Origin of the sequence: Stenotrophomonas veracruzanensis, assembly GCF_032911525.1 — a bacterium.
Classification (GTDB): domain Bacteria; phylum Pseudomonadota; class Gammaproteobacteria; order Xanthomonadales; family Xanthomonadaceae; genus Stenotrophomonas; species Stenotrophomonas africana.
In genome coordinates, this window is record NZ_JAWJTI010000002.1 from 71601 (window position 1) to 97497 (window position 25897).

The following is a 25897-nucleotide window of genomic DNA, read 5'->3' on the forward strand; positions in this document are numbered from 1 at the left end:
GTCGCATCTGACCGGCTGGACGGGGGGCGCCGGCGTTGTCGGCGCGTTCGCGCGCGCTGCGCTATATCCCCCCTGCGGATCGTACGGCGCTGGCTTGGCGCCGCCGGAGCCGCTCGCTACAGTGAGCCGCACTTCAGGGGAATTCTGCATGGCCGGCAAGGCATCGCCCATCAGGTTGCGGACCTGGGTCTGGATCCTGGCTGGGCTGTTCGTGGTGTGCACGTTGCCGTTGATGGCCATCGCTCTGGTCCAGGGCACGCTGCGCTACACCGCCGCCGAAGAGAACCTGGCCAGCCTGCGCCAGTTGCGGCAGACCTTCGATCTGGCAAACCTGGCTTCGGCCGAGCGCGGCCCGGCCAACAGCCTGCTGGGGGCTGACCCGGCCGACGCCGCCGAACGGGCGCGGCTGGCCGCGCAGCTGGCGGCCGCGCGCAGGCGGGTCGACACCGCTATGCTGCAGCTGGACACCGTACTCAAGAACGACCCGGGCGTGGTGGATGAGCATGGCCTGCTGGCCGACGCGCAACGTCGCCTGCGGTCGGCGCGCGCCGCGGTGGACCGGATGGCGGCGCAGCCGCACGGTGCGCGCCGGGTGGAGGAGGTGGAGCGTGCGATCAGCGGCATGTTCGCCGTGGTTGATCGCCTGCACCTGCTGACTTCGGCGCAGATCAACGTGCTGGTCAGTGCCGACCGTGAAGCGGCGATTCCGGCGATGCAGGGCCAGGTACTGATGGATCTTCGCGAGCATGGCGGCCGCCTGGCGTCGAACGTGATGGCGCCGGTGGCGGTGCCGGGGGCATGGCGCGAGGAACAGGTGCGCGCTGCGCAGCAGACCGAGGGCCGCCTGCTGGAACTGTGGCGGTTGGCGGTCAGCCATGAGTCGGTGTTCCGCAGTGACGCGGCATTGTCATGGCACTGGGACATGGCACGCCGGCAGTTCTTCGGTGAATCGCTGCCGATGATCGAGCAGTTGATCGAGGATGGCCGCCGTGGCGTACCACCGCCGTGGACCGCGGCCGAGTTCACCACGCGCTACGTGCCCACCCTGCAGTCGCTTGAGGCGTTGCGCGATGGCTACCTGAGCGTGTCCATCGCCCGCTTCGAACGCACCCGCGATCGCGAGGCCATGCGCCTGGCGGTGCTGGCGGCGACCGCGCTGGGCACGCTGGTGGTGCTGGGCGTGGCCCTGCGCATCGCCCACCTGCAGATCCTGCAGCCGTTGCTGCAGGCGCAGAAGCAGGTGATCCAGCTCGCCTCGGATGCACCCGGCCCGGAGCAGCATGTCACCCATCCGCTGGCCGAGATGCAGCGCCTGTTCGACGCCATCGAAGTACTGCGTGAGAAATCGCGCGAGCGCTCGGCACTGACCAGCGAGCTGCGCCAGCTCGCTGGCACCGACGAGCTGACCGGATTGTTGAACCGGCGCGCGCTGGATGAAGTGGTGCAGCAGAGACACGCGGAGGGCGATGCAAACGCCGTGGTGATCCTGCTGGATGTGGATCGCTTCAAGGCGATCAACGATGGCCATGGCCATGAAGCCGGCGACGAAGTGCTGGTGCAGGTGGCGCAGTTGCTGCAGCACCACCTGCGCCGCAGCGACAGCATCGCCCGTTATGGCGGCGAGGAGTTCCTGGTGCTGCTGGCCGACGGCGATCTGGCCGGTGGCCGCCAGCTGGCCGAGTCGCTGCGGGTGGCGCTGCAGCGGCTGGATATCGCCCTGGTCGGCGGCAAGGTGCTGCGGGTCACCGCCAGCTTCGGTGTGGCCGAGGGCGGTACCGACGCGCTGGGCTGGCGCACGTTGCTGCGCGCTGCGGATGCGGCCATGTACCAGGCCAAGGCGCAGGGCCGCGATCGCGTGCGCGTGGCGGTTGGCGCTCGCATCACGCGTTGAGGGCACGCGTCAGCCGATGCGTGCATGCACGCGCCGCAGCGTCCGCCCAATCATCCGGCGCGCTATGGGACGGGGTACCGAGAAGCCACGCCACCGCAGCGCACCCACCCGGAAGGTGGCGGTGGCGGTGGCCAGTACCTTGCCTGCCGGGTCGGTCAGCCAGCCACGCGTGAAGGCGATGCTGCCTTTGCTGTGTTCGACTTCGCCCAACCGATGATGCGCCCTGGTCGTGCCGGACTGACGAAACTGGTCTTGGATTCCACCGTGACCGCGATGCGGTTGGCGGGCAGTGTGGCGTAGATCGCCGGCCCCATGCAGTCGTCGAGCATCGCTGACAGGAAGCCGCCCTGCACGTTGCCCATCGGATTGGTCAACACCTGGCCAGCCTCGAATTCGACCTGGATGCGGCGCAGTGCGTCGTCGTAGTCGACGAATCGCCAGCCGAGCAGAGTACCCGCCCGGGAGGGCGGCAGATCACCGTTGACCACGCTGTAGAAGATCGATTCGGGATTCATCGTGGAGCCTCGTGGGGGAGGGGAGAGAAAGGGAAGTCACAGCGGTAGCGACAACAGGGCCAGCACGAATCCGATGACCGACAGCAGTACCACCATGGCGCCGGCGGGCACCGGTGTGCGCGCACCGGTACGCCGTCGCACGCCGGCAGCGACCAGGACCGGCGGCACGGTGGCGGCCAGGCAGAACAGCTGGAACGCCAGCAGCTGCGGCAGCGCGAAGTGACCCCCGAAGAAGATCAGCCAGGCCAGCATCACGCCAGCGCCGGCCAGTGCGATCCAACCTGCGCCGACCACGCGGATGAGTGCCATCAGCAGCACCTGCATGCGCGGCTCGATCTCGGTCCACGGCATGCCCACGGCCTGGCCGTGGTAGGTCATGAAGTCGGAGCGCTTCAGATAGGCGGCAGCAAACAGCGAGACAATGAAGAACGCCAACAGGTAACAGCCGAACGCGAGTCAGGCGAACAGGTCCATGTGGAGGCCATGCGGTTGCGGAGAAGTCGCAGCGTGCACGCCGGCAGCCATGCCGGTCATGCCACGGGGTTGCGCGATTCTCGGGCAGCCCCCCGTTAGAGGCGCGTCGCGGCGTGCAGGGCCATTCCTCCATCTGCTGTTAACGCCAGTGTGGTGGTGAGGAATGCGTCACGCACGCGCCATGCGCCCTATCTCGTTTTCTGTGAAGAGGCCGCAACTGCTCATCCACGCTTCGGTCACTGCTCCGCGCAGACGCTGGGATTCCATCCGAAGAAGGACGACGCCATGACCCAGCTCACCCTGCCCGAACTGGCCAAGAAAATGGCTGGCATTGATTTCACCCTGCTGCAGACCCACGCCGATGGAGAGATCGCGGGTCGTCCAATGAGCAACAACGGTGACGTGGACTACGACGGTGACAGCTGGTTCTTCACCACGGAGGACACCGACATGGTGCGCGAGATTGAAGCTGACCCCGCCGTTGCGCTGGGTTTTTCCGGCAGCAAATCGCTGCTGGGCAAGCCGCCGCTGTTCGTGCACGTGCAGGGCAGGGCTGTGCTGGTGCGCGACCGGGCCACGATGAGCCAGCACTGGGTAAAGGACCTGGAGCGCTGGTTCGAACAGGGAGTGGATACACCAGGACTGGTGCTCATTCACGTGCGTGCCAGCCGCATCCACTACTGGGATGGCGAGGATGAAGGCGAAATAGCCGTCTGACCTGGCAGAGGGAGGCTGGCGGCCGTCGCGGCCATTGCGCGGCGCACCCGGGCTTTGCCATCCTCCCTGCTGTTTTCCGTAGCGTGGAATCCCGATGCGTCCTGCGTTCTGGCTGGCTTTGGCCCTGCTGCCCACCCTGGCGGTGGCGCAACCCGCGCGTACTCCCAAGACCAAGGCTCCGGGGCAGGATCCCTTCAGCGAGCTGTTCGATACCGCCTGCATGCAGCACATCGGTGCCCCGGCGCGGTTGCAGTCGCTGATGGAATCCAATGGGCTGTCGCCGTTGCAGCCTGCCGAAGCCGCGACGCTGTTGCAGGGGCAACCGGGCGTGGCCTGGATGGTGCCTCTGGCCAGTGGCCGCTATGCGGTGAGCTGGGCTGACGATGGCACGTGTACGGTCTACGCCGAAAAGGCCGACGCGGCGGTCGTGCAGAAGGGATTTGCGCGGTTGGTGCAGGCCGCACCGAAGCCGTTGCAGGTACGGTCGCTGCCAGGGCGTGGGCCACTGTCGGCCGATCAGGTGGCCATCCAGTACGGCTGGGCGACGCCGGGGCAGGGCAAGCTGCAGGTGCGCTTCCGTCTGGTCACGCGGGAGGCGGCTGAAGCCGGCGTGCAGGCGATGGCCTCGGCGGCCCCGGGCGAAGCGATGCTGGAACAGGGCGCGCCTGGGCCCTGACAGGGGTCACGTTCCCGATTCAGACTTTCACGCGGCGGGTGATATATCGTTTATCGATAAATTCACCGTGGGGCGGCGAGGCCACCCCAATGCCGGAGGCCGCTTGACCGCTCGTCCCGCCCGCGCCAGACCCGCGCGAGGCCTGTTCACCCTGGCCCAGGCCGCCGTACAGGCCGTCCGGGCGATGTGCTGGCTGGGCATCCTGGCCGCACTGCTGGCCGTGCCACTGGTCGCCCACGACCGCCGCTGGCTGCTCGACAGCGTGCACGATGCCGCTGCCGCCGCCGCGCATGGCAACGATCTGTTCCTGCATTTCTGCCTGGGCCTGGGCGCGATCGTCGCGCTGCTGGTGCTGTGCCTGGTGTTCCTGCGCCATCTGCTGCGGCTGCTGAAGTCGGCGGCGCGCGAGCGGCCGTTCACCCATGCCAATGCACAGCGCCTGCAACGCATGGCGTGGTTGATGCTGTCGATGGAGGTGCTCTCGATCCTGATCGGCGCCTACGCCGCCTGGATGGGGCCGGACTTCACCTGGATGGAGGTGGGCGGGGGCATGTCGATCACCGGCCTGGTCGCGGTGCTGATGCTGTTCGTGCTGGCACGCGTGTTCGCCGTGGGCGCGGCGATGCGCGATGACCTCGATGGTGTCATCTGATGGCGATTGTGATCACCCTGGACCGCATGCTGCAGGAACGGGGCATGACCCTGTCCGAGCTGGCCGGGCGCATCGATATCACCCTGGCCAACCTGTCGATCCTGAAAACCGGCAAGGCGCGCGCCATCCGCTTTTCCACGCTGGATGCGATCTGCCGTGAGCTGCAGTGCACGCCCGGCGATCTGCTCGGGCATGACCCGATGCAGGCGCAGGACGCTGACTGAGTGCTTTCCCTTCTCCCTTACCTACTGACGAAACGGACCTGAAATGGAATGGTTGGCTGACCCCTCGATATGGATGGGCCTTGCAACCCTGGTCGTGCTGGAGATCGTTCTCGGCATCGACAACCTGGTGTTCATCGCGATCCTTGCCGACAAACTGCCGCCGCATCAGCGTGACCGCGCGCGGGTGATCGGCCTGGCGCTCGCCCTGCTGATGCGGCTGGTGCTGCTGGCCGCGCTGGCCTGGATCATGAAACTGACCGAGCCGCTGGTCACCTTGTTCGACCACAGCTTCTCCGGGCGTGACCTGATCCTGCTGGGCGGCGGCCTGTTCCTGCTGTTCAAGGGCACCATGGAGCTGCACGAACGGCTGGAAGGCCGCGAGCATCACGAGGATGGCAAGAAGGTCTATGCCAGCTTCGCGATGGTGGTGGCGCAGATCGTGGTGCTTGATGCGGTGTTCTCGCTGGACTCGGTGATCACCGCAGTCGGCATGGTCGACAACCTGGGCGTGATGTACGCCGCCGTGACCATTGCGATGGCGCTGATGCTGTTGGCCAGCAAGCCGCTGACCCGCTTCGTCAACAAGCATCCCACGGTGGTGGTGCTGTGCCTGGGCTTCCTGCTGATGATCGGTTTCAGCCTGGTGGCCGAAGGCCTGGGCTACAAGATCCCGAAGGGCTATCTGTACGCGGCGATCGCTTTCTCGATCCTGGTCGAGGCGTTCAACCAGTGGGTCCGCTTCAACCGCGAACGCAACGAGCGCCGCCAGCCGTTCCGCCAGCGCACCGCCGATGCCGTGCTGCGCATGCTGGGCGCGCGTCCGGCGAACGGCCACGACGACGAAGGCGTGGACGAGCAGGTGGACGCCGCCGAGCGCCTGCAGCCGGCCGAACACGAGATGATCCGCAGCGTGCTGGGCCTGGCCGATCGGCCGGTATCGAGCGTGATGACCGTGCGTGCCGATGTGCAGTGGATCGACCTGGCGCGCGGCGAGGAGGATGTGGTGGCACGCCTGGTGGCGTCACCGCATACCCGGCTGCTGGTGGGCGACGGTGATCTGGACAGCCTGCGTGGCGTGGTGCAGAGCCGCGACCTGCTGGCCGATCTGCTGCAGGGCAAGCCGCTGCAGCTGGAAGGCAACCTGCGTGAGCCACAGTACGTGCTGTCCAGCGCCAGTGCGCTGCAGGCGCTGGAGCTGATCCGCCAGCATCCGGTGCCGTTGGCGGTGGCGGTGGACGAGTACGGCAGCGTGGAAGGCCTGGTGACCGCCAACGACCTGCTGGCGGCCATTGCCGGTGACCTGGTCGACACCCAGGATGAGCGCTATGGCGTGGTCGCGCAGGGTGAAGATTGCTGGGAGGCCGATGGCGCGCTGACCCTGGACGACCTGCAGCGCCTGGCGGGCATATCGCTGCCGCGCAGCGCCGACTACATGACCATCTCCGGTCTGGTGCTGGAGCGTCTGGGGCGCCTGCCGGACATTGGTGACGCGGTGGAGATTGCGGATGTACGCATCACCGTACTGGCGATGGAGAAGCGGCGCATCGCCCGCCTGCGGGTTGAACGCCTGGGCCATCTGTAGCGTCGAGCCATGCTCGACTGCTTCCTGAGCAGCCGAGCACCGGCTCGGCTCTACACAACATCTCCCGCAACCGTCACCATGGCGGGCCCGCTTTCTTTTCCGGATGGTTGCAGTGCTGAGTACGATCGGTTTGTTGATGGGCCTCTATGTGGCCTGGCGCCTGTTCTGGCCACTGCGCATGCCCATCTGGATGAAGGTCGTGCTGTCGCTGCTGCTGGTGGGCGTTGCCGTGCAGTTACGCATCGTCGCCACATTCTGGGGCACGATGGCCTCGCCGGAGATACCGAAGCTGGCCATCGCCACGCTGGCCACCGGCTCCACCGCCGTGTTGCTGCTGGCGCTGGTGATGCTGGTGCTGGATGTGGGACTGCTGCTGTCGCGCCTGTTGCGCTGGCCACGTGCGGTAGCCGCAATGTGCACGCGGCGTCTGCGACCGGTGGCCGGCGTGCTGGCACTGCTGGTCAGTGGCTATGGTGTCAGCCAGGGCATGGCGGTGCCCAAGCCCCGGCAGATCGAGGTGAGCATCGCCGGATTGCCGGCCGCGTTCGACGGCTATCGTGTGCTGCAGCTGACCGACATCCATGCCAGCCGCCTGCTGACCGGCGACTGGGTGCGCAAGGTAGTGGATGAGAGCAACGCACTTTCGCCGGACCTGATCGTGATCACCGGCGATCTGATCGACGGCAGCGTCGAGGCGCGTCGCGAGGACGCCCGCCCGTTGGCTGATCTGCATGCACCGGACGGCGTCATCGCCATCACCGGCAACCACGAGTACTACGCGCAGTACCAGGCGTGGATGCAGGCGTTCCGCGCACTGCACATGCAGGTGCTGGAGAACAGTCATCTGCAGGTGCGGCGCGGCGATGCGGCGCTGACCATCGCCGGTGTCACCGATCCGGTGGCCGCGCGCTACGGCCTGCCGCTGCCGGATCTGGAGGCCGCGTTGGCCGGTGCCGATCCGTCCGCGCCGGTGATCCTGCTTGATCATCGCCCGCGCAATGCGCGCGAGGCGGCGGCGCGTGGGGTGAAGCTGCAGCTGTCCGGGCATACCCACGGCGGGCAGATCATCGGCATGGACCAGTTGGTGAAGCGGGCCAACGGTGGCTATGTCTCCGGGCGTTATGAAGTGGACGGCATGACCCTGTACGTGAGCAACGGTGCAGGCCTGTGGGCCGGTTTCCCGGCGCGCATCGGCGTTCCATCGGAGATTACCCTGGTGACGTTGCGCGGCGCGCCGTGATCTCTACTGGGGTCAGATCCCTTTGCCACCGGCGAAGGGCTCTGACTCTGTGCCCAACTGCGCGGGGCGCACATGCGCACTTCGGCGCAGCGCCTGTGCCCGCTTGGCGATCCAGCGCACCACGAAGGCGGTGAACAGCAGCGCCGACGGCACCGCATACCAGAAGTTGCCCGGCACGCGCTTGAAGTACGAGTAGGTAAACACCGCCGCGATGATCCACATGCCGGTGACGTGCAGGCGACGCCAGACGGTGGGTCCCATGCGCCGGGCGAGCCCCCGGTGCGAGGTGATGGCCAGCGCCAGGATGGCGATGTAGCCCACTGTGCCCGGGAGGTTTGCCAGCGCGGATCGTGCTGGCCAGAACGCCGGGTTTAGGATGCCGAAACTGGTGATGGCAATTGCATGCAGCAGGTGCGAGAACGCGAACGACAGGCCGATGACGCGCCGTTCGCGCAGCAGCAACCGCGTGAACGGGCCGGGCAGAAGGCTGGCGAACGACGATGCCGTGAACGCTGCCAGGAACAGCAGGAACGATGTGCGCGCAGTGACCCGGATCGCCGCTCGGCTGCCCTCGGCCACATCGGCATGCAGGGCGAACGCGACCAGCGCGAAGGCGATCAGTACCACCGCGATGGCCACGAACAGGCGCCAGCCGTGCAGGAAGGAAGTGTTGGATGGAGCCATGATGAGACCTCGGAGCAGGGGGATGGTAGTGCCGGCCGCTGGCCGGCAACTTCAGAAAGCAGGCCACGCGACCAGCACGCCTGCCGTGCACAGCTCGTCCAGAACGGGCGCGCAGGCCATGCGCAGTGCATCCGTTGCCACGCCATGTGTTTCGGACAGCACCTGCAGTGCCTCATCCACAGGCGCGCCGTCGTCGCCGAACACCGATAGCAGCGCGTAGGCAAGCGGTGACAGTTCCTCGACCTGCAGGCTGGAATCGGCGAGGCGCTGGATCACCAGCAGCGTGGGAGCTGCGCTCGATACCGGCTCCAGCACCTCGTCCTCATGTACCGGCCACTGGTAGCCAAGCACCCGCACCCACGGCGAAACCGCCAGCACATCGCTGCCCGCGGGAACGCGGTGCAGCGGCGGCCCGGCGTCACGCGCTTCAATATGCAGCGACTGCTGCGTGCTCTCGTAGTGGGCCATTTCCGCTGCCCAGGCCGGCAGCGCCAGCGTGTCCTGCACCGCCAGCCAGTCCGCGAACTCGCTGGCGATCCGTGGGAACAACGGGGTGTGACAGGCGTGGCTGGCGTAGTAGTGCTCCACTGTGTCGCGCCAGCAGGCGTCGCCCAGCTGCGACTTCAACCGCGGCAGACTGCCCGCCAGCAGGCTGTCCAGACTGTCAATGCACAGGCGGCGGTAGACCGCCATCCGCCGTGCCTCGACGCCATCGGGCGCAGGCATCGACGGGTCCCGCACATGATCGGCCCAGCGCCGTTGCAGGGTAGCCAGCGACTCAGCCATGGGCCACCTCGGGCAAACGTGCCTCGGCCTGCGCCTGGCGGATCTGCGCAACCTCGCCCAGCAGTTCTGCAAGCGGCGGGAAGTTGAAGTCGCGTTCGAGCAGCGTGGGGCGTACGCCCACCCGCGCATAGGCCTCGCGCAACAGCGCCCAGACCACACCTTTCACCGGCGCGCCGTGGGTGTCGATCTTGAAGCCATCGTCTTCATCGAAGTGGCCCGCTACGTGCAGCGAGGCGACACGGTGGGACGGCACGCGGGCCAGGAATTCGAAGGCGTCGTAACCGTTGTTGCAGGCGTTGACGAAGACGTTGTTGATGTCCAGCAGCAGGTCGCAGTCGGCTTCGGCGAGCACGGCGTTGATGAAGTCGATCTCACTCAAGTCCGCGCCGGCAACGGCGTAGTAGGAGATGTTCTCCACCGCGATGCGCCGGCCCAGCACGTCCTGTACCTGGGCGATGCGGCCGGCCACGTGGTGTACGGCCTCGGCGGTGAACGGCAGTGGCAGCAGATCGTAGAGATGGCCACCGGCGGCGCAGTAGCTCAGGTGTTCGCTGTACAGCTGCACCTGGTGCACGTCGAGGAAGGCACGGGTCTGTGCCAGCAGGGTGCGGTCCAGTGGATCAGGACCGCCCAGCGACAGTGATAGTCCGTGGCAGGTCAAGGGGTGGCGCTCGCTGAGTTGGCGCAGCGCAGCGCCGTGTGCACCGCCGACGCCGATCCAGTTGTCGGGGGAGACTTCGAGGAAGTCGATGGCACCGGCCGGCATTGCCAGCAGCTCGTCGATCAGGCCACGGCGCAGGCCGAGACCGGCGGCATTGAAGGGCAGGGGCAGGGACATGGCGGATGCTCCAGATGGAGGGCGCCGCCTCGAAGGCGGCGCCGGTTGAACGTCGATCAATCGGCAACGCGGGCGAACAGGCCCTTCGGCATCGGCTTGCCGTTGGCGGTGTAGACGCTGCGCAGGTAGTCGTGCGCTTCCTGCTCGCTGATGTAACCGTCGTGGTCGGTGTCGATGCGGTCGAACTCGGCGGCACGCTTGGCGGCCACAGCGTTGAACTCGGCGCGCGAGACCTTGCCGTCGCGGTCACGGTCGGTGCGGGCAAACGAGGCATCGCCGCACTTGCCTTCGCCACACTGGCCCTCGGCCACCTTGGCCTTGCCGGCGGGCTTGCCGGTGGTGGCCTTGTTGGCCCCGCACTTGCCTTCACCGCATTTGCCTTCGGCGGCGGCGCTCATGGCCACCGCGCTGATCGCCAGCGGCTGGATCGCCGCGGCCTGGCCGGCCAGCAGCAGGCCACCAGCCAGGGCGATGCCGATGGCACCGATGCGCGGCAGGCGGGGGGAAGGGGTGTTCTTGGTCGAAACGGACATGGTGGTGACTCCTTGGGAATGCACGCGGGGCGTGCGGGATGGACGCCGCCGAAGAGGCGACGGAAAGCGAAACGCTCGGGAACAGGGGAATCGGCTCAGGCGGCGCGGCGACGGCGCAGCAGATGGCCCAGCAGCAGCACACCGCCGAGCAGGGCACCGCCGAAGCCGATGCCGGGCAACAGCGCGGCAACCGGCAGCAGCAGGGCGATCAGGCTGACGCCCCAGCCCAGGCCGTCATTGCCTGCCGTGGCGCGGCCGGGGACGGCCAGCAGCCGGTCCACGCTGAGTGCGCCACCGCCGTTGAGGATCAATGGCAGCAGCATGGCCAGGAACAGCAACGGCAGCTTGAAGTTGCCGTAGCCCTGGTCGGTGATCGCATAGCCCTGCCAGAGTTCACCCAGGCCGTTCCATTGGTCGGGCCAGTGCACGGCGGCGATGGCGACCACGGTCAACACCCAGAAGATGTAGGCCACCGAGCGCGTCGCCAGGCCAAGCAGCAGCATCACCGCACCCACCAGTTCCAGCCAGGTGGCCAGCTGCCAGTTCAGCGACGCGGGCAGGGTGGAGAACGGGAACGGCAAGCGGCCTTCCAGGTCGGCGAACCAGTTCTGACCGCCCAGCTTCTCGCGGCCGGATTCAAAGAACTCCCAGGCCAGCAGGGTGCGCAGCGCCAGGGGTGACAGCCAGCGGCCGACGGCATCCAGGCGGGGGGTATACACGGAAGAGGCGGTGCTGATCATGGTGGTGTCCTGCGGGCCAGTGGTCGATGGAGGCCATTCCAGACGGCGCAGGTATCGGCAACGTGTGCCGTTGCCTGGGGTTTTGTCAGCGACTGTGGTCGCGGCCGGGATTTCGTACAGTCAGATACAAAGACGATGCGTTGATGCACATCGGGGCGTTGCGCGCCCGCGTGCAGGGAGCGATGTCCACCCGGCAGCGCCCGGCCAGGACCGTCGCCCGAATGTATCCCACTGTAGAAACCCGCCTGCGCCCTACAGTCCGGTACAACTCCGCGCTACGGAGAAACAGCGGCGATACACCGGCAGGCGGAAATGGCCACTCCCAACACCGGAGTGTCACCCATGATCCGTACCTCGCTGCTTGCCGCCGCGCTCGCCCTTGCCGGCGCCGCCGCCCCCGCCTTCGCTGCCCGGGCCGATACTGCTGCACCGCCCACCGTCATCCTGGTGCACGGCGCCTTCGCCGATGGCTCCAGCTGGAGCAAGGTCATCAGCACCCTGCATGACTGGAAGCTGCCGGCGGTGGCCGTACAGAATCCGCTCACCTCGTTGGCCGACGACGTCGCCGCCACCCGCCGCGCGATTGCCGCCGCGCCCGGCAAGGTGGTGCTGGTCGGCCATAGCTGGGGTGGCACGGTCATCACCGAAGCGGGCAATGACCCGAAAGTACAGGCGCTGGTGTACGTGGCCGCCTTCGCGCCGGATGCCGGGCAATCTTCGGCGCAACAGGGCGAAGGTTTCCCGGTCGGTCCGGGCCTGGCCCGACTGCAGGAAAGGGATGGCTACCTGACCTTGCCGGCGGATGCCATCGCCCAGGACTTCGCGCCGGACGTGATGAAAAAGTCGGCCGCACTGCTGTACAGCACGCAGGTCCCGTTGAAGGCCAGCGCGCTGGGCGAGGTGGTGAACGTTGCGGCGTGGCGCAGCAAGCCGAGCTGGTACGTGCTCAGCCGCGATGACCGCATGCTGTCGCCGCAGTTGCAGGCCGCGACCGCACGTCGCATTGGTGCACAACTGCAATCGGTCGGCAGCAGCCATGTGTCGCTGCTTTCGCATCCAGCGCAGGTGGCCGACAGCATCCTGGAAGCAGCGGGGGTGAAGCCGGCGGAACTGCCGCTGGCCGAGCAGGGTGGCTGAGCGATGGCCGGACTGCGAGGGTACGCATTGCCGCTGTTGCTGGGCCTGCTGGGCGGAGCGGCGTTGTTACTGGCATGGCCCGGTGCGGATGCCGGCGCGCAGCCGCTCGATGCAGTACCGATGGCGGGGTTCAACGGTGGCGGGCCCTGGCACAACAGCCCACCGCTCACGCTGACGCAGTTGCGGGGGCAGGTGGTGCTGGTTGAGTTCTGGACCTACACCTGCAGCAACTGCCTCAACGTGGCGCCGTATGTCCACCAGTGGCATGCACGGTACGCGCCGCAGGGCCTGAGGGTGATCGGCGTGCATACGCCGGAGTTCGCCTATGAAGGGCTGCCTGGCAACGTGCGCAAGGCCATCGCACGGTTGGATATCACCTGGCCGGTGGTGCAGGACAACCAGTACCGGATCTGGAACGCCTGGGGCAACCGCTTCTGGCCCGCGCTGTACCTGCTCGACCGGCAGGGGCGTGTGGTCTACCGCCATTACGGCGAGGGCGACTACGCACGTACCGAAAGCGAGATCCAGCGCCTGCTGGCCAACCCCTGAGCCGCGCTACCATGGCCGCGCCGCGCGGCGCTGTCCCCCTGCCTTCATCGAGAACGCAATGAACCACGTACCGCATATCCTGGTCGTCGACGATGACAGCGAGATCCGCCAGATGCTGGCTGACTACCTGCAACGCAACGGCCTGCGCGTGAGCCAGGCCGACGGTGGCCGGGCCATGCGCGCGCTGATGGATACCCATGCCGTGGATCTGGTGGTGCTGGACGTGATGATGCCGGGCGAGGATGGACTGAGCCTGTGCCGCAACCTGCGCGCCGGCAAGCATCGTGCGGTGCCTGTGGTGCTGCTGACTGCCCGCGACGACGAGACCGATCGCATCATCGGCCTGGAAATGGGCGCTGATGACTACGTGACCAAACCCTTCTCTTCGCGCGAACTGCTGGCACGCATCAATGCAGTGATCCGCCGCACCCGGATGCTGCCGCCGAACCTGCAGGTGAGCGAAGCAGGTCGCCAGCTGGCCTTCGGCGAGTGGCGCCTGGACACCACTGCACGCCATCTGCTGGATGCGCAGGACACCGCGTATCCGCTCAGTGGCGCCGAGTTCCGCCTGTTGCGCGTGTTCCTTGATCACGCCAATCGGGTGCTCAGTCGCGACCAGCTGCTCAGCCTCACCCAGGGCCGCGATGCCGAACTGTTCGATCGCTCGATCGACCTGCTGGTCAGCCGCGTGCGCCAGCGCCTGGGTGACGATGCACGCGAGCCGACCTACATCAAGACCGTGCGCAGCGAAGGCTATGTGTTCAGCGTGCCGGTGCAGTTGCTGGGGCCGGACGAATGAACACTGGCGCACGCCGTCCACGCTGGCCGCGCACGCTGTCGGCGCGGCTGCTGCTGGTGCTGCTGGGCGGACTGGCCCTGGCCCATGCACTGTCCTTCGGCCTGCTGTTCTTCGAACGCTACCAGTCCACCCGCAGCATGATGCTGCGCAACCTCGACGAGGATGTGGCGGTGAGTGTTGCGCTGCTGGAACACCTGCCTGCGGAGCAGCGTGAGGCCTGGGTGCCGCGGCTGGAGCGGCGCACCTACCGTTACCTGCTGCGCCCGGCCGCGGCCGGGCCAGGGCTGCAGACCGAACGTGCACGCCAGGTCACGGCGATCATCGATGACAGCCTGCAGCACCGCTATCCGTTGCAGGCACGGCAGGTGGCTCGCCTGCCGGAGCGGTTCGAGGTGGAACTGCGCCTGCACGACGGCACTCCCTTGACCATTGAAGTCACCCCGTCGGGCCTGCCGCTGGCGCGCTGGCTGCCCGCCGTGCTGCTGGTGCAGCTGGCGCTGCTGCTGGTGTGCGCGTGGCTGGCGGTGCGCCTGGCCATGCGCCCGCTGCAGCAACTGTCGCATGCGGTGGAGCATCTGCAGCCGGGCAAGGACGGGCCCGCACTGCCTGAAGATGGTCCTGCGGAAGTAGGCGGTGCGGCAGCCGCACTCAATGCACTGCAGGCACGCATTCGTGGCCATGTCAGTGAGCGCCTGCAGATCCTGGCCGCGATCTCGCATGACCTGCAGACGCCCATCACGCGCATGAAGCTCCGGGTGGAGACCCTGCCTGAAGACAGCACCCAGCAGCGGCTGCTGGCCGACCTCGACCACCTGGGTCAACTGGTGCGTGAGGGCGTGGCCTATGCGCGCAGCACCCACGTCGCCAGTGGCGCGCCGGTGGCGATGGACCTGGGCGCGTTCCTGGCCAGTGTGGTCGGCGATTACGAGGATATGGGCAAGCCGGTCAGTGGCGGTGCGCCCGCTGGACTGGTCGTGCAGACCTGGCCGCAGCCGCTGCGCCGGGTGGTCGGCAATCTGGTCGACAACGCGTTGCGTTACGCCGGTGCCGCCGAGATCGAGGCGGGCCGCGATGAGGCCGGAAGGGTGTGGATCAGCATTTCCGACCGTGGCCCCGGCATTCCCGAGGACCAGCTGCAGGCAGTGCTGGCGCCGTTCCACCGGCTGGAAAGCTCGCGCAATCGCGATACCGGCGGCACTGGCCTGGGCCTGGCCATCGCGGTGCAGCTGGCACAGTCGCTGGGCGGCTCGCTGCGGCTGCACAACCGCGAGGGTGGCGGCCTGCGGGCGGAGCTGCAGCTGCCGGGGTAACTGGCGGGGCCAGAGCGCCCACGCATGGCGTGGATCTACGGCATTCCTGCACGGCCTCGGGATCGGCGATCATCCAGCGGGTGTCGAAACCAGGAAACACGCAATGCAGGGAACGCATCATTCAATCCGGCGTGCGCGCCACGCCGCGCTGCTGGTCGGTCTACTCGCGCTGGCGGCATGCCAGCGCACATCGGATGCGCCGACCAGGGCGCCCGTAGCGGGCACACCGCTTGCCGCCCCGGCCACCGCAACAGACCTCTCTCCGCTGCTCGATGCCTTGCCGACCTGCGCGCTGGATGGCTGGTACATCGATCAGCAGACCGCCCGCCCGGCTCATCCCTGGTTGGCCGCGAACGCGTCGAAGCCCTGCAAGGAGGATGAGGAGAACGAGATCGCCACCTTCTGCGTGCAGGGGCAATGGAAGGGGCTGCCGGTGGAGGAAGTGATCCTGCCGACGATGACCTTTGTCTCGTTCCGTGGCGCGAAGATCGGCCTGCCGCTGGAGAAGGCACGTCCCATCGTCCGCCAGCGCTTCGGGCAGGAATTCCCGGGTGGCGCGGCGTACGAGGCGGGCCGTGAGCCGAAGCTGATGGCCGATCCCGAGGATGCGCAGCGCTCGTGGCTGCTGTGCAGCACGCCGGAACCGGGAGACGATCTGGGCAGCCAGGCAGGCGTGAGCTATTCCGGCATGAACCTGCCCTACGACCGCGACGGTTGCAGCTACCGCTACAGCCCGGTCGACTTCTGCGATGCGCCGCACCGGGCCGCCATAGAAGACGCGCTCCAGCACCAGGCGCCCAATTTCAACCAGCACTATCTGCTGGTGCAGGTCGATGATCGTCCCGAATACTTCCAGCGCACGTTGGTGCTGGTCGACACCCGCACTGGACGCGCCACGCCATTGCCGATCGATGCCTTCACCGGGCCGGCGGGAAAGGGCGGAGAGGCTACCGGCTACGGGACACTGGAGACGGGCGTGGATCAGCCGCAGTTCTGCCTTGATGGCGCGTTGCTGGTCTACCGCGTGTTCGAGGAAGGACGCTTCTGCTTCGGATTTGACGGTGAGCGCTTCACCGGCCATGAAACCCAGTACATGCAGGCGACGGATAGCCGATGACCGGTATTTCACCCCGACCATGCCACCCTGCTTCGAACCTGCACATCCGGGATCGAGGCTGTTGAAGGCGAACACGCAATGACTGCCGCGCGGCAGCGCTCAATGTGGGTGGCGGGCCTTTCCACTGTAGTGGAGTGGTACGACTTCACTCTCTACCTGTACTTCGCCACGGTGCTGTCGCGGGTGTTCTTCGGCGGCGGTAAAGAGGCGATGCTGGTCACCCTGGCCGGCTTCGCGGTGTCCTACCTGATGCGTCCGCTGGGCGCGCTGTGCTTCGGCCACCTGGGCGACCGCCTGGGCCGGCGCTGGATGCTGCTGGCTTCGATGGCGTTGATGGCAGCAGCAATGCTGGCCACTGCCCTGCTGCCGACAGCGTCCACGGCAGGTACGACGGCGGGCGTGCTGCTTCTGGTACTGCGCTGCGTGATGGCGTTTTCGGTGGGCGGTGAGTACACCGGGGTGGTGGCGTACCTGCTGGAAAGCGCGCCGGCGCGGCGGCGTGGCCTGGTGACCTCGCTGGCGTCGGCGGCCAGTGAAGTAGGCGCACTGCTGGCGGTGGCGATCTCCGCGGTTACCGTGGCGCTGCTCGCGCCCGTGCAGCTGGACAGCTGGGGCTGGCGTATTCCGTTCTTCGTCGGTGCCGCGCTGGCACTGGTGATCCTTGTCGCACGCTCGGGCATGCACGAATCGCCTGAGTTCGAGCGTCAGCGCCGTGCGGGCAGCATTCCGGCCACGCCGCTTCGCCATGTTCTGCGCAACCATCCGCTGGCGGTGGCGCGCACGTTTGCGATTTCGGCGCTGGGGTCGATCACCTACTACGTGGGCATCACCTATGTGCCCGCATTCCTGCATGCGCGGGGCCACGATGAAGGCGATGCGCTGTGGCTGTCGACGATCGCGGCAGTGGCGGTCATCGCGATCACGCCGCTGTGCGGCGCATTGTCCGACCGCGTCGGACGACGGCCGGTGCTGTTGGGCCTGACCGTGCTGGCAGCGGTGCTGCCGCTGTCCCTGTTTGCGTGGATGGCGCAGGCGACGGCGGTGTGCATCGCACTGGCCGCGGTGCTGCTGGCTTGCGTAGCCGGTGGCGTAAGCGCGGTGGCTGCCCCGGCCACCGCCGAGCAGTTCCCCGGCGAAGGCCGCGTAAGCGGGTTGGCACTGGGCGTGACCATGGCCACTGCATTCTTTGGCGGTGCAACACCCTGGCTGGCGCAATGGTGGGTGGAACGCAGCGGCTGGGCGGCGGCGCCGGGCGCGATGATCGCGCTGGTGGCGGTGCTGGTGCTGCCGGTGCTGTGGACCCTGCCCGAGACGACCCCGGGCAGGGGCAAGCGCTAGGCGATCAGACCGCCAGGGTCTGCTCGATGTCGGCCAGCACGGCCGGTGCATCCACGCCGATGGCGATCGACTGCAGTACGTGGCCATCCCACACGCTGGGGCCGAAGCCCATGCCCTCCGGCTTTGGAATGGTCATGCCGCGGGCGACGCCGTCGGTGGCCACGCGCACGCTGGCGCGCTCGAACTGGAACAGTTCCGGACGGGTCAGTGCGATGCAGGCGCAGCAGTCATGCACGACCATGCCCTTGTGGCCGGCCTGCAGGTAGAAGTCCACGTAATCCTGCGACAAGGCGCGGACCAGTTCGGCATCGGCGCCACCGATGGCGGCCAGTTTGTCCAGGCCGTCACGGTCCATTTCCACGCGGGTGGTGACGTCCAGGCCGATGGCAGTAACCGGCCAGCTGGCGGTGAACACCACGTCGGCCGCTTCGGCATCGCCCCAGATGTTGGCCTCGGCGGCCGGGGTGATGTTGCCGTTGACGTGGAAGGCGCCGCCCATGATCACCACGCCGCGCACCAGGCCGGCGATGTCCGGGGCTTGCTGCAGGGCCAGGGCCAGGTTGGTCATGCGGCCGACCGCGACCAGGGTCACCTCGCCCGGATGGGCGCGGACCAGGTCGATGATCAGCTGATGGGCCGGGCGGGCATCAGCAGCCACGTCCAGACTGGCCGGCACCGCGTGGTTGCCCAGGCCGTTGTGGCCATGGATGTGCACCGGCCAGGCTTCCGGGGTGGCTTCCGGCTGCAGCGGGCCCGCGGCACCGCGCGCGACCGGGGCGGCAAAGCCCCAGGCCTGCTTCAGGTACAGCGCGTTGTGCGTGGTCGACTCCACCGAGGCATTGCCGAAGGTGGTGGTGACGCCGATCAGGTCGATCTGGGCGTGCTTGTGCAGGTACAGCAGGGCCAGGGCGTCGTCGACGCCCGGGTCGGTATCAAAAATGACTTTCAGCATGTTGTTGTTCTTCTTCTTCCGTGTGGTGCGGGGGGCGCCGGCGGCCCGGAGGCAGGCCGGCGCGCCCTACATTGTCCCATCTTCATGACAGGCAGGGCCATTGCCGGGGTGACAGGCCATAATGCCCCCAGTCCAGGCACGGAGTCGCCGAATGCTGATCGTTGCCCTTCTGTTGGTCCTGCTGGTGCTGGGCCTGAACGTGGTGGCTACCGTGGTGATCGTCAGGCGGGATGGCCTGACGGCGGGCGGCCGGGCGGTGCAGTTGCTGCTGATCTGGCTGCTGCCGCTGGTCGGCGCCATCCTGTGCCTGGCGGTGGCCACGGCCGATGGCTCGGGCAGCCGGGAGGACAACGGTCTCGGCGGCGCCTACGATTACTCGGGCGGGTATTCCGGCGACAACTACAGCCAGCACAGCCACAGCAGTTCCGACTGCAGCAGTGATGGTGGTGGGGGTGACGGCGGCAGCTGCGGCGGTGGCGATTGACGAGATGTTCCGGGATGCCGGCCAAGGTCACGTCCTGGTAGTGCCGGCCGCTGGCCGGCAACCTCATCGGCTCAACCGCCGCCTTCGGTCGGCAAGGGCGCCGGCACGTTCAACAGCCCGCCTGCTGCCACATAGGCGGCCAGAGCCTGGCCCTGGCTCAGCAGGTGGCGTTCCATGGTGCGTTCGGCAGCCTGAGCGTCGCGGCGTCGGAAGCACTCCATCAACTCGCGGTGTTCGGCCAGCGACTGCGCGGTGCGGCCCGGTGTCAGCAGCTGGCGGCCACGGTGCATCTTCAGGATGCGATGCAGATCGTGGGTGATGCGGATCAGCCACGGGTTGCCGGCGTAATGCTGCACGGTTTCGTGAATGAGGTAGTTGTTGCGGTAGTACTCGGCGATGTTGCCTTCGGCCGCTGCCGTCTCCATTGCTGCATGCAGGTCTTCCAGCTGCTGCACACCGGCATCGTCGATGTGCTTCACCGCCTCGTGCGCGCAGCGGCCTTCCAGCATCGCCATCACCGGAAACAGCTGGTTGAGGTCTTCCAGCGTCAACCGGGTGACCCGGCAGCCACGGCCGGCATCGATCTGCACCAGGCCTTCGGCGGCCAGCAGCTTCAGCGCTTCGCGTAGCGGTGTGCGGCTGATGCCCAGTTCTTCGCACAGCGCGGGCTCGTCGATCCACTCACCCGGCGGCAGGCGGTAATCGTAGATGCGTTCGCGCACGTGTTCGGCAACCTCTTCATACAGAGGCGCGCGCTTCTTCGGTGACCGCGGGGCAGGGGCAATAGCCATGCGCAGAGTGTAACGCCAGGTCGTGCCGACCAGTGGCCGGCACGACCGTTCGGCGGTTACATCCAGCCCGGCACCACGAACACCAGCCAGGCCAACAACGGCCCCAGGGCCACCACCAGGCCGCTGTAGACCAGGAAGCGGCGGAACAGGGTTTCGCGCTCTTCCTTCGCGGCCGAAGCCACCACCAGCGCGCCATTGGTTGAGAACGGGCTGACATCGACGATGGTGGATGACACCGCCAGCGCACAGATCACGCCGGCCGCACTGAGGTGCCCCTGCATCAGGAACGGCACGGCCAGTGGAATCGTGGCGCCCAGCACTGCGGCCGACGAGGCGAATGCAGAGACGATGCCACCCACGTAGCAGACCAGCAGTGCACCCAGCAGCGGGATGCCGATGTCGGACACACCATTACCGATGAAGTCCACCGCGCCGGCATGTTCCAGCACGCCGATGTAGGTCACCACACCGCAGATCAGCAGCACGGTGGACCAGCTGATGCCATCGACCGCACCCTTCTGGCTTTGTGGCGACAGCAGCGCCAGCGCCACCGCCACGGTGATCGAGACCAGACCGACGTTGAGGTTGTAGATCAGCGCGGCCACGCCCAGGCCGAGCAGGCCGATCAGGGTGAACAGGCGCTCGCGGGTCAGGCCCACCGCATCCAGTGCCGCCGGATCATTGCTGAGCGTGCCGCCGCCTGCTGCGACCAGCGCGCCATGGCCTTCGATCGCGAACTGGCGTGACGACGCCTGCGGGCCACCGGCCATTGCCAGTTCGGCATTGCCGATCGTTCCTGCTGCGGTGATCGAGCCGCGACGCAGCAGGGCGATGCCACCGAAGGCGAAGAAGCAGATCGTCGCCATCATGAAGTTGAAGCCCAGGCTGGTCAGGAACACCGCCATCTCGGTCACTTCCAGCCCGGCCTTCTGCACCACGCCGTTGGTGATGCTGCCGTACACGCTGATCGGCGAGAAGCCGCCCGCCTGTGCGCCATGGATGACCAGCAGGCCCATCATCAGCGGGTTGATGTTGTACTGCTTGGCAAAACGCAGCGCGACCGGGCCGATGATGGCCACCGCTGCCGGGCCGAGCGCGCCGAAGGCGGTCAGCACCGCGGTGATCACGAACATCACCCACGGGATGGCCACGATATGGCCGCGCACGGCTTTTACTGCCCAGTGCACCAGCAGGTCGATGGTGCCGTTCTTCTGCGCGATGGCGAACAGGTAGGTGATGCCGACCAGGGTCAGGAACAGATCGCCGGGGAACCCGGCCAGGACCTCCTTGCCGCCCATGTCGACCCACAGCCCGCCGATGATGAAGGCCAGCGCGAAGGCGACCGCGCCCATGTTGATCGGCATCGCCGTGGCGACGATGAACATGATCACCAGACCGATGATCGTTGCGATTTGTGGACTCATGCGCCCTCCCAGACACGTGACTCACGTACAGCGCGGATGGAGACCCGCCATCCCGGGGTAAGGCGACGTACTGCGTGGTGCGTGATACGTACTGCTCGAACCCGTTACCGCAGCCGCTCCAGCGCACTGCGGACCCACGCCGCGGCGCCTTCAAGGCTCTGGAACTCTTCCACCGCGCGCACTTCGCAGCACGGATAGGCCGGTGCGACCATGCGCGCCAGCGCGTTGCCCGGGCCCAGCTGCAGGAAAACCCGCGCGCCGCGCTCGAAGGCCTGGCGCATCACCTGCGCCCATTCGATGGTCTGTGCCAGCTGCGCCGACAGCGTGTGGACCGCCATTGCGCGATCCCGCACCGGTCGCGCATCGATGCCGGCCAGCAGCGGCAGGCGTGGGGCCTGCAGTGGCGAGGCAGCGAGTGCGGCAGCAAACGGTGCTACCGCCGCCGCCAGCAACGGTGTGTGTGCAGGCACGTGCACCGGCAGCGGACGGATGTCCGCACCCTGCGCCTGCGCTGCATCGGCCAGCCGCAGCAACGAGGCGTGCGTGCCGCCCACGATGAAATGGTCCTGCCCGTTGGCGATGGCCACGTGCGCACCGTGCAGGTCGCACAGCGGCTGCAGTACATGGCGTTCCAGGCCAAGCACGGCCTGCAGGCCTGCATCGGCGGGGCTGGCGCCGTCCATCAACTGCGCGCGCTGCGCCGCCAGGGCAAGGCAGGTGGTCGCATCGAAGCTGCCGGCGATGGCATGCGCGGCCAACTCGCCGATGCTGTAGCCGGCGATCAGCGTCGGCGTTGGCACGCTGTCGCGCAGCCCGTGCCACTGCGCCAGGCTGGCCGCGCACAGCAGCGGTTGCGCCTGCGCATTGTCGAAACGGTCGTCGGCCGCAGCGGCGGAAAGCACATCGCGGCCGAGCACCGTGCTGGCCGCATCAAGGGTGTGGCGTGCGGCCGGAAGATCGCGCACGCGGTCGAACATCGCTGCGTGCTGCGCGCCTTGGCCGGGGCAGAGCAGGGCCAGGCTCATGCACGCTCCTGCTGCAGCAGGAACCCGCTGCAGGCCAACAGGTCTGCGCTGCCGCCCGGGCTCAGCCGGCGCGCGACGAAGCCATCACCGATGCGACGCAGATGTGTCTGCCAGTCCGGCGCGAAGGTGCCGCCCGCTTCCAGGAAGGTGCGGGCCTGTCGCTGGGCCCAGCGCAGGCCGTCGGCGCCGCCACGGTGCAGCAGGTTGAGGTCATCCACGCACGCGATCAGCTGCATCAGGGTCTGGCACATCGCGGCCTCGCGTGGCAGGCCGCTGGCCAGTGCGTGACGCAGGGTAGGCAGTGCCACGCCGCGCAGCAGCGGATAGCCAGCGGCCGCTTGTTCGCGCACACCCTGCACGCCGTGCCGTGCACGCGCGCGCTGGCCAGGGCTGTTCGCATCCAGGGGTGCGTCGGCGAGCTCGACAGACCAGCGGCGCACGTCCTGGCAGACCTGCTCACCCGTGGCGGCATGGCCCAGGCGGGAGCGACAGGCCGCGGCGGCCGCCACCAGCAGGCCGAGACTGAAGACCGCGCCACGATGGGTATTGACGCCGGCGGTTGCGCGCAGCATCGCGATTTCGGCGGCGATGCCACACCGGCGCAAGGCGTCGAAGTCCGCCCCGGCTGCACCGAGGTGGGCCACGGCGGTGAAATAGTGGCGCAGCGCGAACAGGCTGCGCAGGAATGTGCCGGCGTCCATGTCGTGATGGCTGCCGCTGTCGAATGGTGTGACCAGTCCGGGCTTGGGTGCCAGCGCCAGCTCCGCATGCAGGCTGGCGACGGCGAGGCGCCCCAGACGCGCGCTGTCCACGGCAGCTGCCGGCCTGACTACCGATTGCACGACGGCGTTCATGCGCTCACCCCGGCGGAGGCGAACAACGCATCGCGTAGTTCCAGTGCGGCACCATCGAGGCGCTTGACCAGTACCTCGCGGCTGCGTCCGGCGTACTCCCGCCAGTTCACGGCGGCGTCGTGGCCCAGGCACAGCTCGCCATCGACCCGCCGGTCGTGTTCGGCTTCCCATGCCTGTAGCCGTGCAGCCAGGGCATCGGCCTGCGCGGTGGTGTCGATCGGCCACAGCAGATCGACGTCCGAGCGCGCGTGCACATAGCGCAGGCCAGTAAGGTGCTGCCACGCGAAGGCACCGAATACGCGCGCCTCAGCGATGTTCTGCAGCACTTCAAGGGGCCGCCGCCAGTCCTGTGGAATGTCGCCTTTCAGCACCGTCTGAAGTGCCGGCGGCGGCGTGGTGCGCAGCACATCGTGTGCTGGCACGCGCAGGCCCAGGCGCAGTTTGCCCTCGGCGGGCGGCAGCGGCACGCCGAGACGCAGGCGTGGATCGGGATCGTCGGCGGCACGCCGCGCGACGATGGCCGGGCGGCCCTGCGCAAACCAGTCGGCCAGGCGCGACTCATGCGCGGCGATGTCCGCCTGCCAGCCGGCGTGCGCTGACAGCCAGACCAGCGTATGGCGGGGCAGCCGCTCAGGCATCGCCCTGACTCACCGCTTCAGCCACGCGTGCGGCCAGCATGCGCCCGCCACGTTCGGCTCCGCGCACGGCGCGGCGGTCGCCATCGGCGGGCGTGCGCAGGGCCTGCAGAAGGTGCTGGGCAAGATCGCCCTCCCACAGCGATTCCACCGCACCCATCGCCACGTAGTTCTCCACGCCCGGTGCGAACACCGGTGAGGTCTGGCTCAGCGCCTGCAGTTTATCCAGCGGCTGCTTGGTCACCCGGGCCATCGCGCGCAGGTCCATCACCCGCACCTGCGCATCCGGCAGGGCGTGGATGTGGTCGGCCATCAGCCCGAACGAGAGGAAGCCGCCACTGACGGATTCACCGTAGACCAGCGTGACCAGTCGCGCGCCACGTCGACGCGCGAGATCCAGCGTCTGCGCCAGGTGCGCGAAACAGCCGTTGATGCCGAGCAGTTCGTCGCGGCGTGCCAGGCGCTGGCCGGCGGTGTCGACCAGCATCACGATCGGTTGCTGCGGATGCGCGGCGGTGCTGGCCAGCACCGTTTCGGCCAGTGCCAGTGCATGGTCCACGCCCACTTCGAGCTTGTCGGCGGTGCCGATCACAGTCACGTCGCCGTCGTCGGTGGTGGCGCTGCCGGTCAGCACCGAATCGTTCACCGCAACGGCATGCCCATGCGGAAACAGGGCATCGAGCAGTGTCTGCAATGTCATGCTCATGGCAGGCTCCGGTCGGCGGTGGCGATGAGGAATTCATCGGTGTCGAGCAGTGGCAGGCGTTCGGGATGGGCAATGCCCAGCCGCGCCCAGATCTCCAGGCCATCGCGGCAATCACTCCAGGCCTGCACGCGCGCCTTCAATGCCACATGGCGTTCCTGCAGCGCGGCCAGTGCAGTATCCGCATCGGTACTGCTGGTATCAGGCTGCAGCGCATTGAATGCCGCTTGCGCGAACGCCTCGATGGCATCGGGCACCAGCACCTGCGCCTGGTCGATCAGGTAGCGGTGCTTGCCTCCCGTTACGCGCCAGACCAGTGCGCGGTCGCGGGAATCGAACTCTTCCACGCCACGCACGGTTTCGATCACCTCTGGCCCGGACAGCGACAGCCTGCCTTCCTCGGACATGATCACCATGCTGCAGCAACGAGCAACGATGCCCATGCCACCGAATGCGCCGTTGCCGCTGCCGATCAGCGCGATCACCGGCACGCCCGCTGCACGCGCGTCCAGAGTGGCGCGCATGATCTCGGAAATGGCGATGAGCCCAGCATTGGCTTCGTGCAGCCGCACACCGCCGGTATCGAGCAGGAGCAGCACGCCGTCAGGGCGGGTTTCCGCCGCACGACGCAGCAGCCCGGTCAGCTTGGCGCCGTGCACCTCGCCCACGCCGCCGCCCATGAATTCACCCTGCTGTGCGGCCAGCAGCACGCGTCGGCCGCGCAGTGTGGCTTCGCCAACAACAATGCCGTCGTCGAACGCCGCGGGCTGGTCGAGCTGTGCCAGGTGCGGGCTCATCATCCGCCGCGCCGGGCCGAGGAATTCACGGAACGAGCCGGCATCGACCAGACCGGCGATACGCTCGCGCGCATCGGCCTCGTAGTAGCTGTGGCGCTGCGTCCGGTTCATCGTTCTTCTCCAGCAAGCAGGGTTTCCACGGCCTGGTCCAGGCGCAGGCTGACCACCGCCGGGGTGGCACCGGCATCGTTGATCGAGATGCGTACATCGCGTAGCGGATGACGCTGTGCGAAGTCGTCGATCACCGCTTGCCACACGCTGCCGAAGCCCTTCGCGGCGGTGATGATGCGCACCGTCATCGCGCCATCCAGCGCAGCGGGTTCCAGCAGGATTTCCAGGTTGCCCGAGGCCAGCACGCCGACCAGCACCGCGTCGCGCGGAAACTGCACCGCAGTGTGTCCTTCGAATCGATAGTCGAGGGTTTCCATGC

Annotated in this window: 30 protein-coding genes; 14 read left to right on the forward strand and 16 right to left on the reverse strand. The window is 67.6% G+C overall.

Annotation, left to right across the window (positions count from 1 at the left end; all coding sequences use genetic code 11):
- The first annotated feature begins 148 nt into the window (after positions 1–148).
- Entirely contained in the window at positions 149–1891 is a 1743-nt protein-coding gene (locus R1H25_RS02115) for a GGDEF domain-containing protein (protein ID WP_317222521.1), read from the forward strand.
- A 155-nt stretch (positions 1892–2046) separates the two neighbouring features.
- Here R1H25_RS02115 and R1H25_RS02120 read toward each other — a convergent pair whose 3' ends face one another.
- Entirely contained in the window at positions 2047–2406 is a 360-nt protein-coding gene (locus R1H25_RS02120) for a PaaI family thioesterase (protein WP_317222522.1), read from the reverse strand.
- Positions 2407–2442: 36 nt separating this feature from the next.
- Positions 2443–2841 (reverse strand): hypothetical protein, encoded by a 399-nt coding sequence (locus R1H25_RS02125; RefSeq protein WP_317222523.1) that lies wholly within the window; start codon positions 2839–2841, stop codon positions 2443–2445.
- Positions 2842–3165: 324 nt separating this feature from the next.
- Between R1H25_RS02125 and R1H25_RS02130 the strand changes: the two genes are divergently transcribed.
- The 6 genes from R1H25_RS02130 (at position 3166) to R1H25_RS02155 (ending at position 7971) form a co-directional block, all read left to right on the forward strand.
- On the forward strand, positions 3166–3597 hold the full coding sequence (locus R1H25_RS02130) for a pyridoxamine 5'-phosphate oxidase family protein (RefSeq protein ID WP_107379266.1): 432 nt from the start codon (positions 3166–3168) through the stop codon (positions 3595–3597).
- A 94-nt stretch (positions 3598–3691) separates the two neighbouring features.
- Entirely contained in the window at positions 3692–4273 is a 582-nt protein-coding gene (locus R1H25_RS02135; RefSeq protein ID WP_317222525.1) for a hypothetical protein, read from the forward strand.
- A 184-nt stretch (positions 4274–4457) separates the two neighbouring features.
- Positions 4458–4925 (forward strand): DUF2975 domain-containing protein, encoded by a 468-nt coding sequence (locus R1H25_RS02140; protein ID WP_295558100.1) that lies wholly within the window; start codon positions 4458–4460, stop codon positions 4923–4925.
- Positions 4925–5149, forward strand: a complete 225-nt coding sequence (locus R1H25_RS02145; RefSeq protein WP_094002110.1) for a helix-turn-helix transcriptional regulator — start codon at positions 4925–4927, stop codon at positions 5147–5149. Before R1H25_RS02140 ends, R1H25_RS02145 begins: the two co-directional genes overlap by 1 nt.
- A gap of 43 nt (positions 5150–5192) precedes the next feature.
- Positions 5193–6731 carry a TerC family protein gene (locus R1H25_RS02150; protein WP_317222526.1) on the forward strand — a complete coding sequence of 513 codons (1539 nt, stop codon included), beginning with the start codon at positions 5193–5195 and terminating at the stop codon, positions 6729–6731.
- Between the two features lie 103 nt (positions 6732–6834).
- On the forward strand, positions 6835–7971 hold the full coding sequence (locus R1H25_RS02155; RefSeq protein ID WP_317222527.1) for a metallophosphoesterase: 1137 nt from the start codon (positions 6835–6837) through the stop codon (positions 7969–7971).
- 12 nt (positions 7972–7983) lie between these two features.
- On the opposite strand, the gene R1H25_RS02160 is transcribed toward R1H25_RS02155, so the two are convergent.
- The 5 genes from R1H25_RS02160 to R1H25_RS02180 form a co-directional block, all read right to left on the reverse strand.
- On the reverse strand, positions 7984–8655 hold the full coding sequence (locus tag R1H25_RS02160; RefSeq protein WP_317222528.1) for a hypothetical protein: 672 nt from the start codon (positions 8653–8655) through the stop codon (positions 7984–7986).
- 51 nt (positions 8656–8706) lie between these two features.
- Positions 8707–9441 carry a putative DNA-binding domain-containing protein gene (locus tag R1H25_RS02165; protein ID WP_317222529.1) on the reverse strand — a complete coding sequence of 245 codons (735 nt, stop codon included), beginning with the start codon at positions 9439–9441 and terminating at the stop codon, positions 8707–8709.
- Complete coding sequence (locus tag R1H25_RS02170; RefSeq protein ID WP_317222530.1) at positions 9434–10279, reverse strand: DUF692 domain-containing protein; 846 nt, start codon at positions 10277–10279, stop codon at positions 9434–9436. Before R1H25_RS02170 ends, R1H25_RS02165 begins: the two co-directional genes overlap by 8 nt.
- Before the next feature lie 56 nt (positions 10280–10335).
- On the reverse strand, positions 10336–10812 hold the full coding sequence (locus R1H25_RS02175; protein ID WP_317222531.1) for an EF-hand domain-containing protein: 477 nt from the start codon (positions 10810–10812) through the stop codon (positions 10336–10338).
- Between the two features lie 95 nt (positions 10813–10907).
- Complete coding sequence (locus R1H25_RS02180) at positions 10908–11552, reverse strand: DoxX family protein (protein WP_317222532.1); 645 nt, start codon at positions 11550–11552, stop codon at positions 10908–10910.
- A 342-nt stretch (positions 11553–11894) separates the two neighbouring features.
- Here R1H25_RS02180 and R1H25_RS02185 point away from each other — a divergent pair, with 342 nt between their 5' ends.
- The 6 genes from R1H25_RS02185 (at position 11895) to R1H25_RS02210 (ending at position 17802) form a co-directional block, all read left to right on the forward strand.
- Positions 11895–12689 carry an alpha/beta hydrolase gene (locus tag R1H25_RS02185; RefSeq protein WP_317222533.1) on the forward strand — a complete coding sequence of 265 codons (795 nt, stop codon included), beginning with the start codon at positions 11895–11897 and terminating at the stop codon, positions 12687–12689.
- 3 nt (positions 12690–12692) lie between these two features.
- The gene (locus R1H25_RS02190) at positions 12693–13238 is read left to right on the forward strand and encodes a redoxin family protein (protein WP_049445995.1); all 546 of its coding nucleotides are present in this window, start codon (positions 12693–12695) and stop codon (positions 13236–13238) included.
- A gap of 58 nt (positions 13239–13296) precedes the next feature.
- Positions 13297–14037, forward strand: coding sequence for a response regulator (locus R1H25_RS02195; RefSeq protein ID WP_032960784.1), 741 nt, complete (start codon positions 13297–13299; stop codon positions 14035–14037).
- Entirely contained in the window at positions 14034–15347 is a 1314-nt protein-coding gene (locus R1H25_RS02200; RefSeq protein WP_317222534.1) for a HAMP domain-containing sensor histidine kinase, read from the forward strand. The genes R1H25_RS02195 and R1H25_RS02200 overlap by 4 nt, the downstream gene beginning before the upstream one ends.
- Before the next feature lie 103 nt (positions 15348–15450).
- Positions 15451–16464 carry a hypothetical protein gene (locus R1H25_RS02205; protein ID WP_317222536.1) on the forward strand — a complete coding sequence of 338 codons (1014 nt, stop codon included), beginning with the start codon at positions 15451–15453 and terminating at the stop codon, positions 16462–16464.
- 78 nt (positions 16465–16542) lie between these two features.
- Positions 16543–17802 (forward strand): MFS transporter, encoded by a 1260-nt coding sequence (locus tag R1H25_RS02210; RefSeq protein ID WP_317222537.1) that lies wholly within the window; start codon positions 16543–16545, stop codon positions 17800–17802.
- Between the two features lie 4 nt (positions 17803–17806).
- On the opposite strand, the gene R1H25_RS02215 is transcribed toward R1H25_RS02210, so the two are convergent.
- Positions 17807–18754, reverse strand: coding sequence for a nucleoside hydrolase (locus tag R1H25_RS02215; RefSeq protein ID WP_317222538.1), 948 nt, complete (start codon positions 18752–18754; stop codon positions 17807–17809).
- 151 nt (positions 18755–18905) lie between these two features.
- Between R1H25_RS02215 and R1H25_RS02220 the strand changes: the two genes are divergently transcribed.
- Positions 18906–19238 (forward strand): hypothetical protein, encoded by a 333-nt coding sequence (locus R1H25_RS02220; RefSeq protein ID WP_317222539.1) that lies wholly within the window; start codon positions 18906–18908, stop codon positions 19236–19238.
- A 71-nt stretch (positions 19239–19309) separates the two neighbouring features.
- Here R1H25_RS02220 and R1H25_RS02225 read toward each other — a convergent pair whose 3' ends face one another.
- From R1H25_RS02225 to mdcC, 8 genes are all read right to left on the reverse strand, one after another.
- Complete coding sequence (locus R1H25_RS02225) at positions 19310–20029, reverse strand: GntR family transcriptional regulator (RefSeq protein ID WP_088480563.1); 720 nt, start codon at positions 20027–20029, stop codon at positions 19310–19312.
- A 56-nt stretch (positions 20030–20085) separates the two neighbouring features.
- Positions 20086–21453: an SLC13 family permease gene (locus R1H25_RS02230; protein ID WP_049445977.1), complete on the reverse strand. Its 1368-nt coding sequence runs from the start codon at positions 21451–21453 to the stop codon at positions 20086–20088.
- A 104-nt stretch (positions 21454–21557) separates the two neighbouring features.
- Complete coding sequence (gene mdcH / locus R1H25_RS02235; RefSeq protein ID WP_049445975.1) at positions 21558–22478, reverse strand: malonate decarboxylase subunit epsilon; 921 nt, start codon at positions 22476–22478, stop codon at positions 21558–21560.
- Positions 22475–23332 carry a triphosphoribosyl-dephospho-CoA synthase MdcB gene (gene mdcB, locus R1H25_RS02240; RefSeq protein ID WP_317222542.1) on the reverse strand — a complete coding sequence of 286 codons (858 nt, stop codon included), beginning with the start codon at positions 23330–23332 and terminating at the stop codon, positions 22475–22477. Before mdcB ends, mdcH begins: the two co-directional genes overlap by 4 nt.
- Positions 23329–23970 (reverse strand): malonate decarboxylase holo-[acyl-carrier-protein] synthase, encoded by a 642-nt coding sequence (gene mdcG, locus R1H25_RS02245; protein ID WP_317222543.1) that lies wholly within the window; start codon positions 23968–23970, stop codon positions 23329–23331. The genes mdcB and mdcG overlap by 4 nt, the downstream gene beginning before the upstream one ends.
- On the reverse strand, positions 23963–24667 hold the full coding sequence (mdcE, locus tag R1H25_RS02250) for a biotin-independent malonate decarboxylase subunit gamma (RefSeq protein WP_317222682.1): 705 nt from the start codon (positions 24665–24667) through the stop codon (positions 23963–23965). Before mdcE ends, mdcG begins: the two co-directional genes overlap by 8 nt.
- 2 nt (positions 24668–24669) lie before the next feature.
- Positions 24670–25578, reverse strand: coding sequence for a biotin-independent malonate decarboxylase subunit beta (locus tag R1H25_RS02255; RefSeq protein ID WP_317222544.1), 909 nt, complete (start codon positions 25576–25578; stop codon positions 24670–24672).
- The gene (gene mdcC, locus R1H25_RS02260; RefSeq protein ID WP_164158067.1) at positions 25575–25895 is read right to left on the reverse strand and encodes a malonate decarboxylase acyl carrier protein; all 321 of its coding nucleotides are present in this window, start codon (positions 25893–25895) and stop codon (positions 25575–25577) included. Before mdcC ends, R1H25_RS02255 begins: the two co-directional genes overlap by 4 nt.
- Positions 25896–25897: the final 2 nt, after the last annotated feature.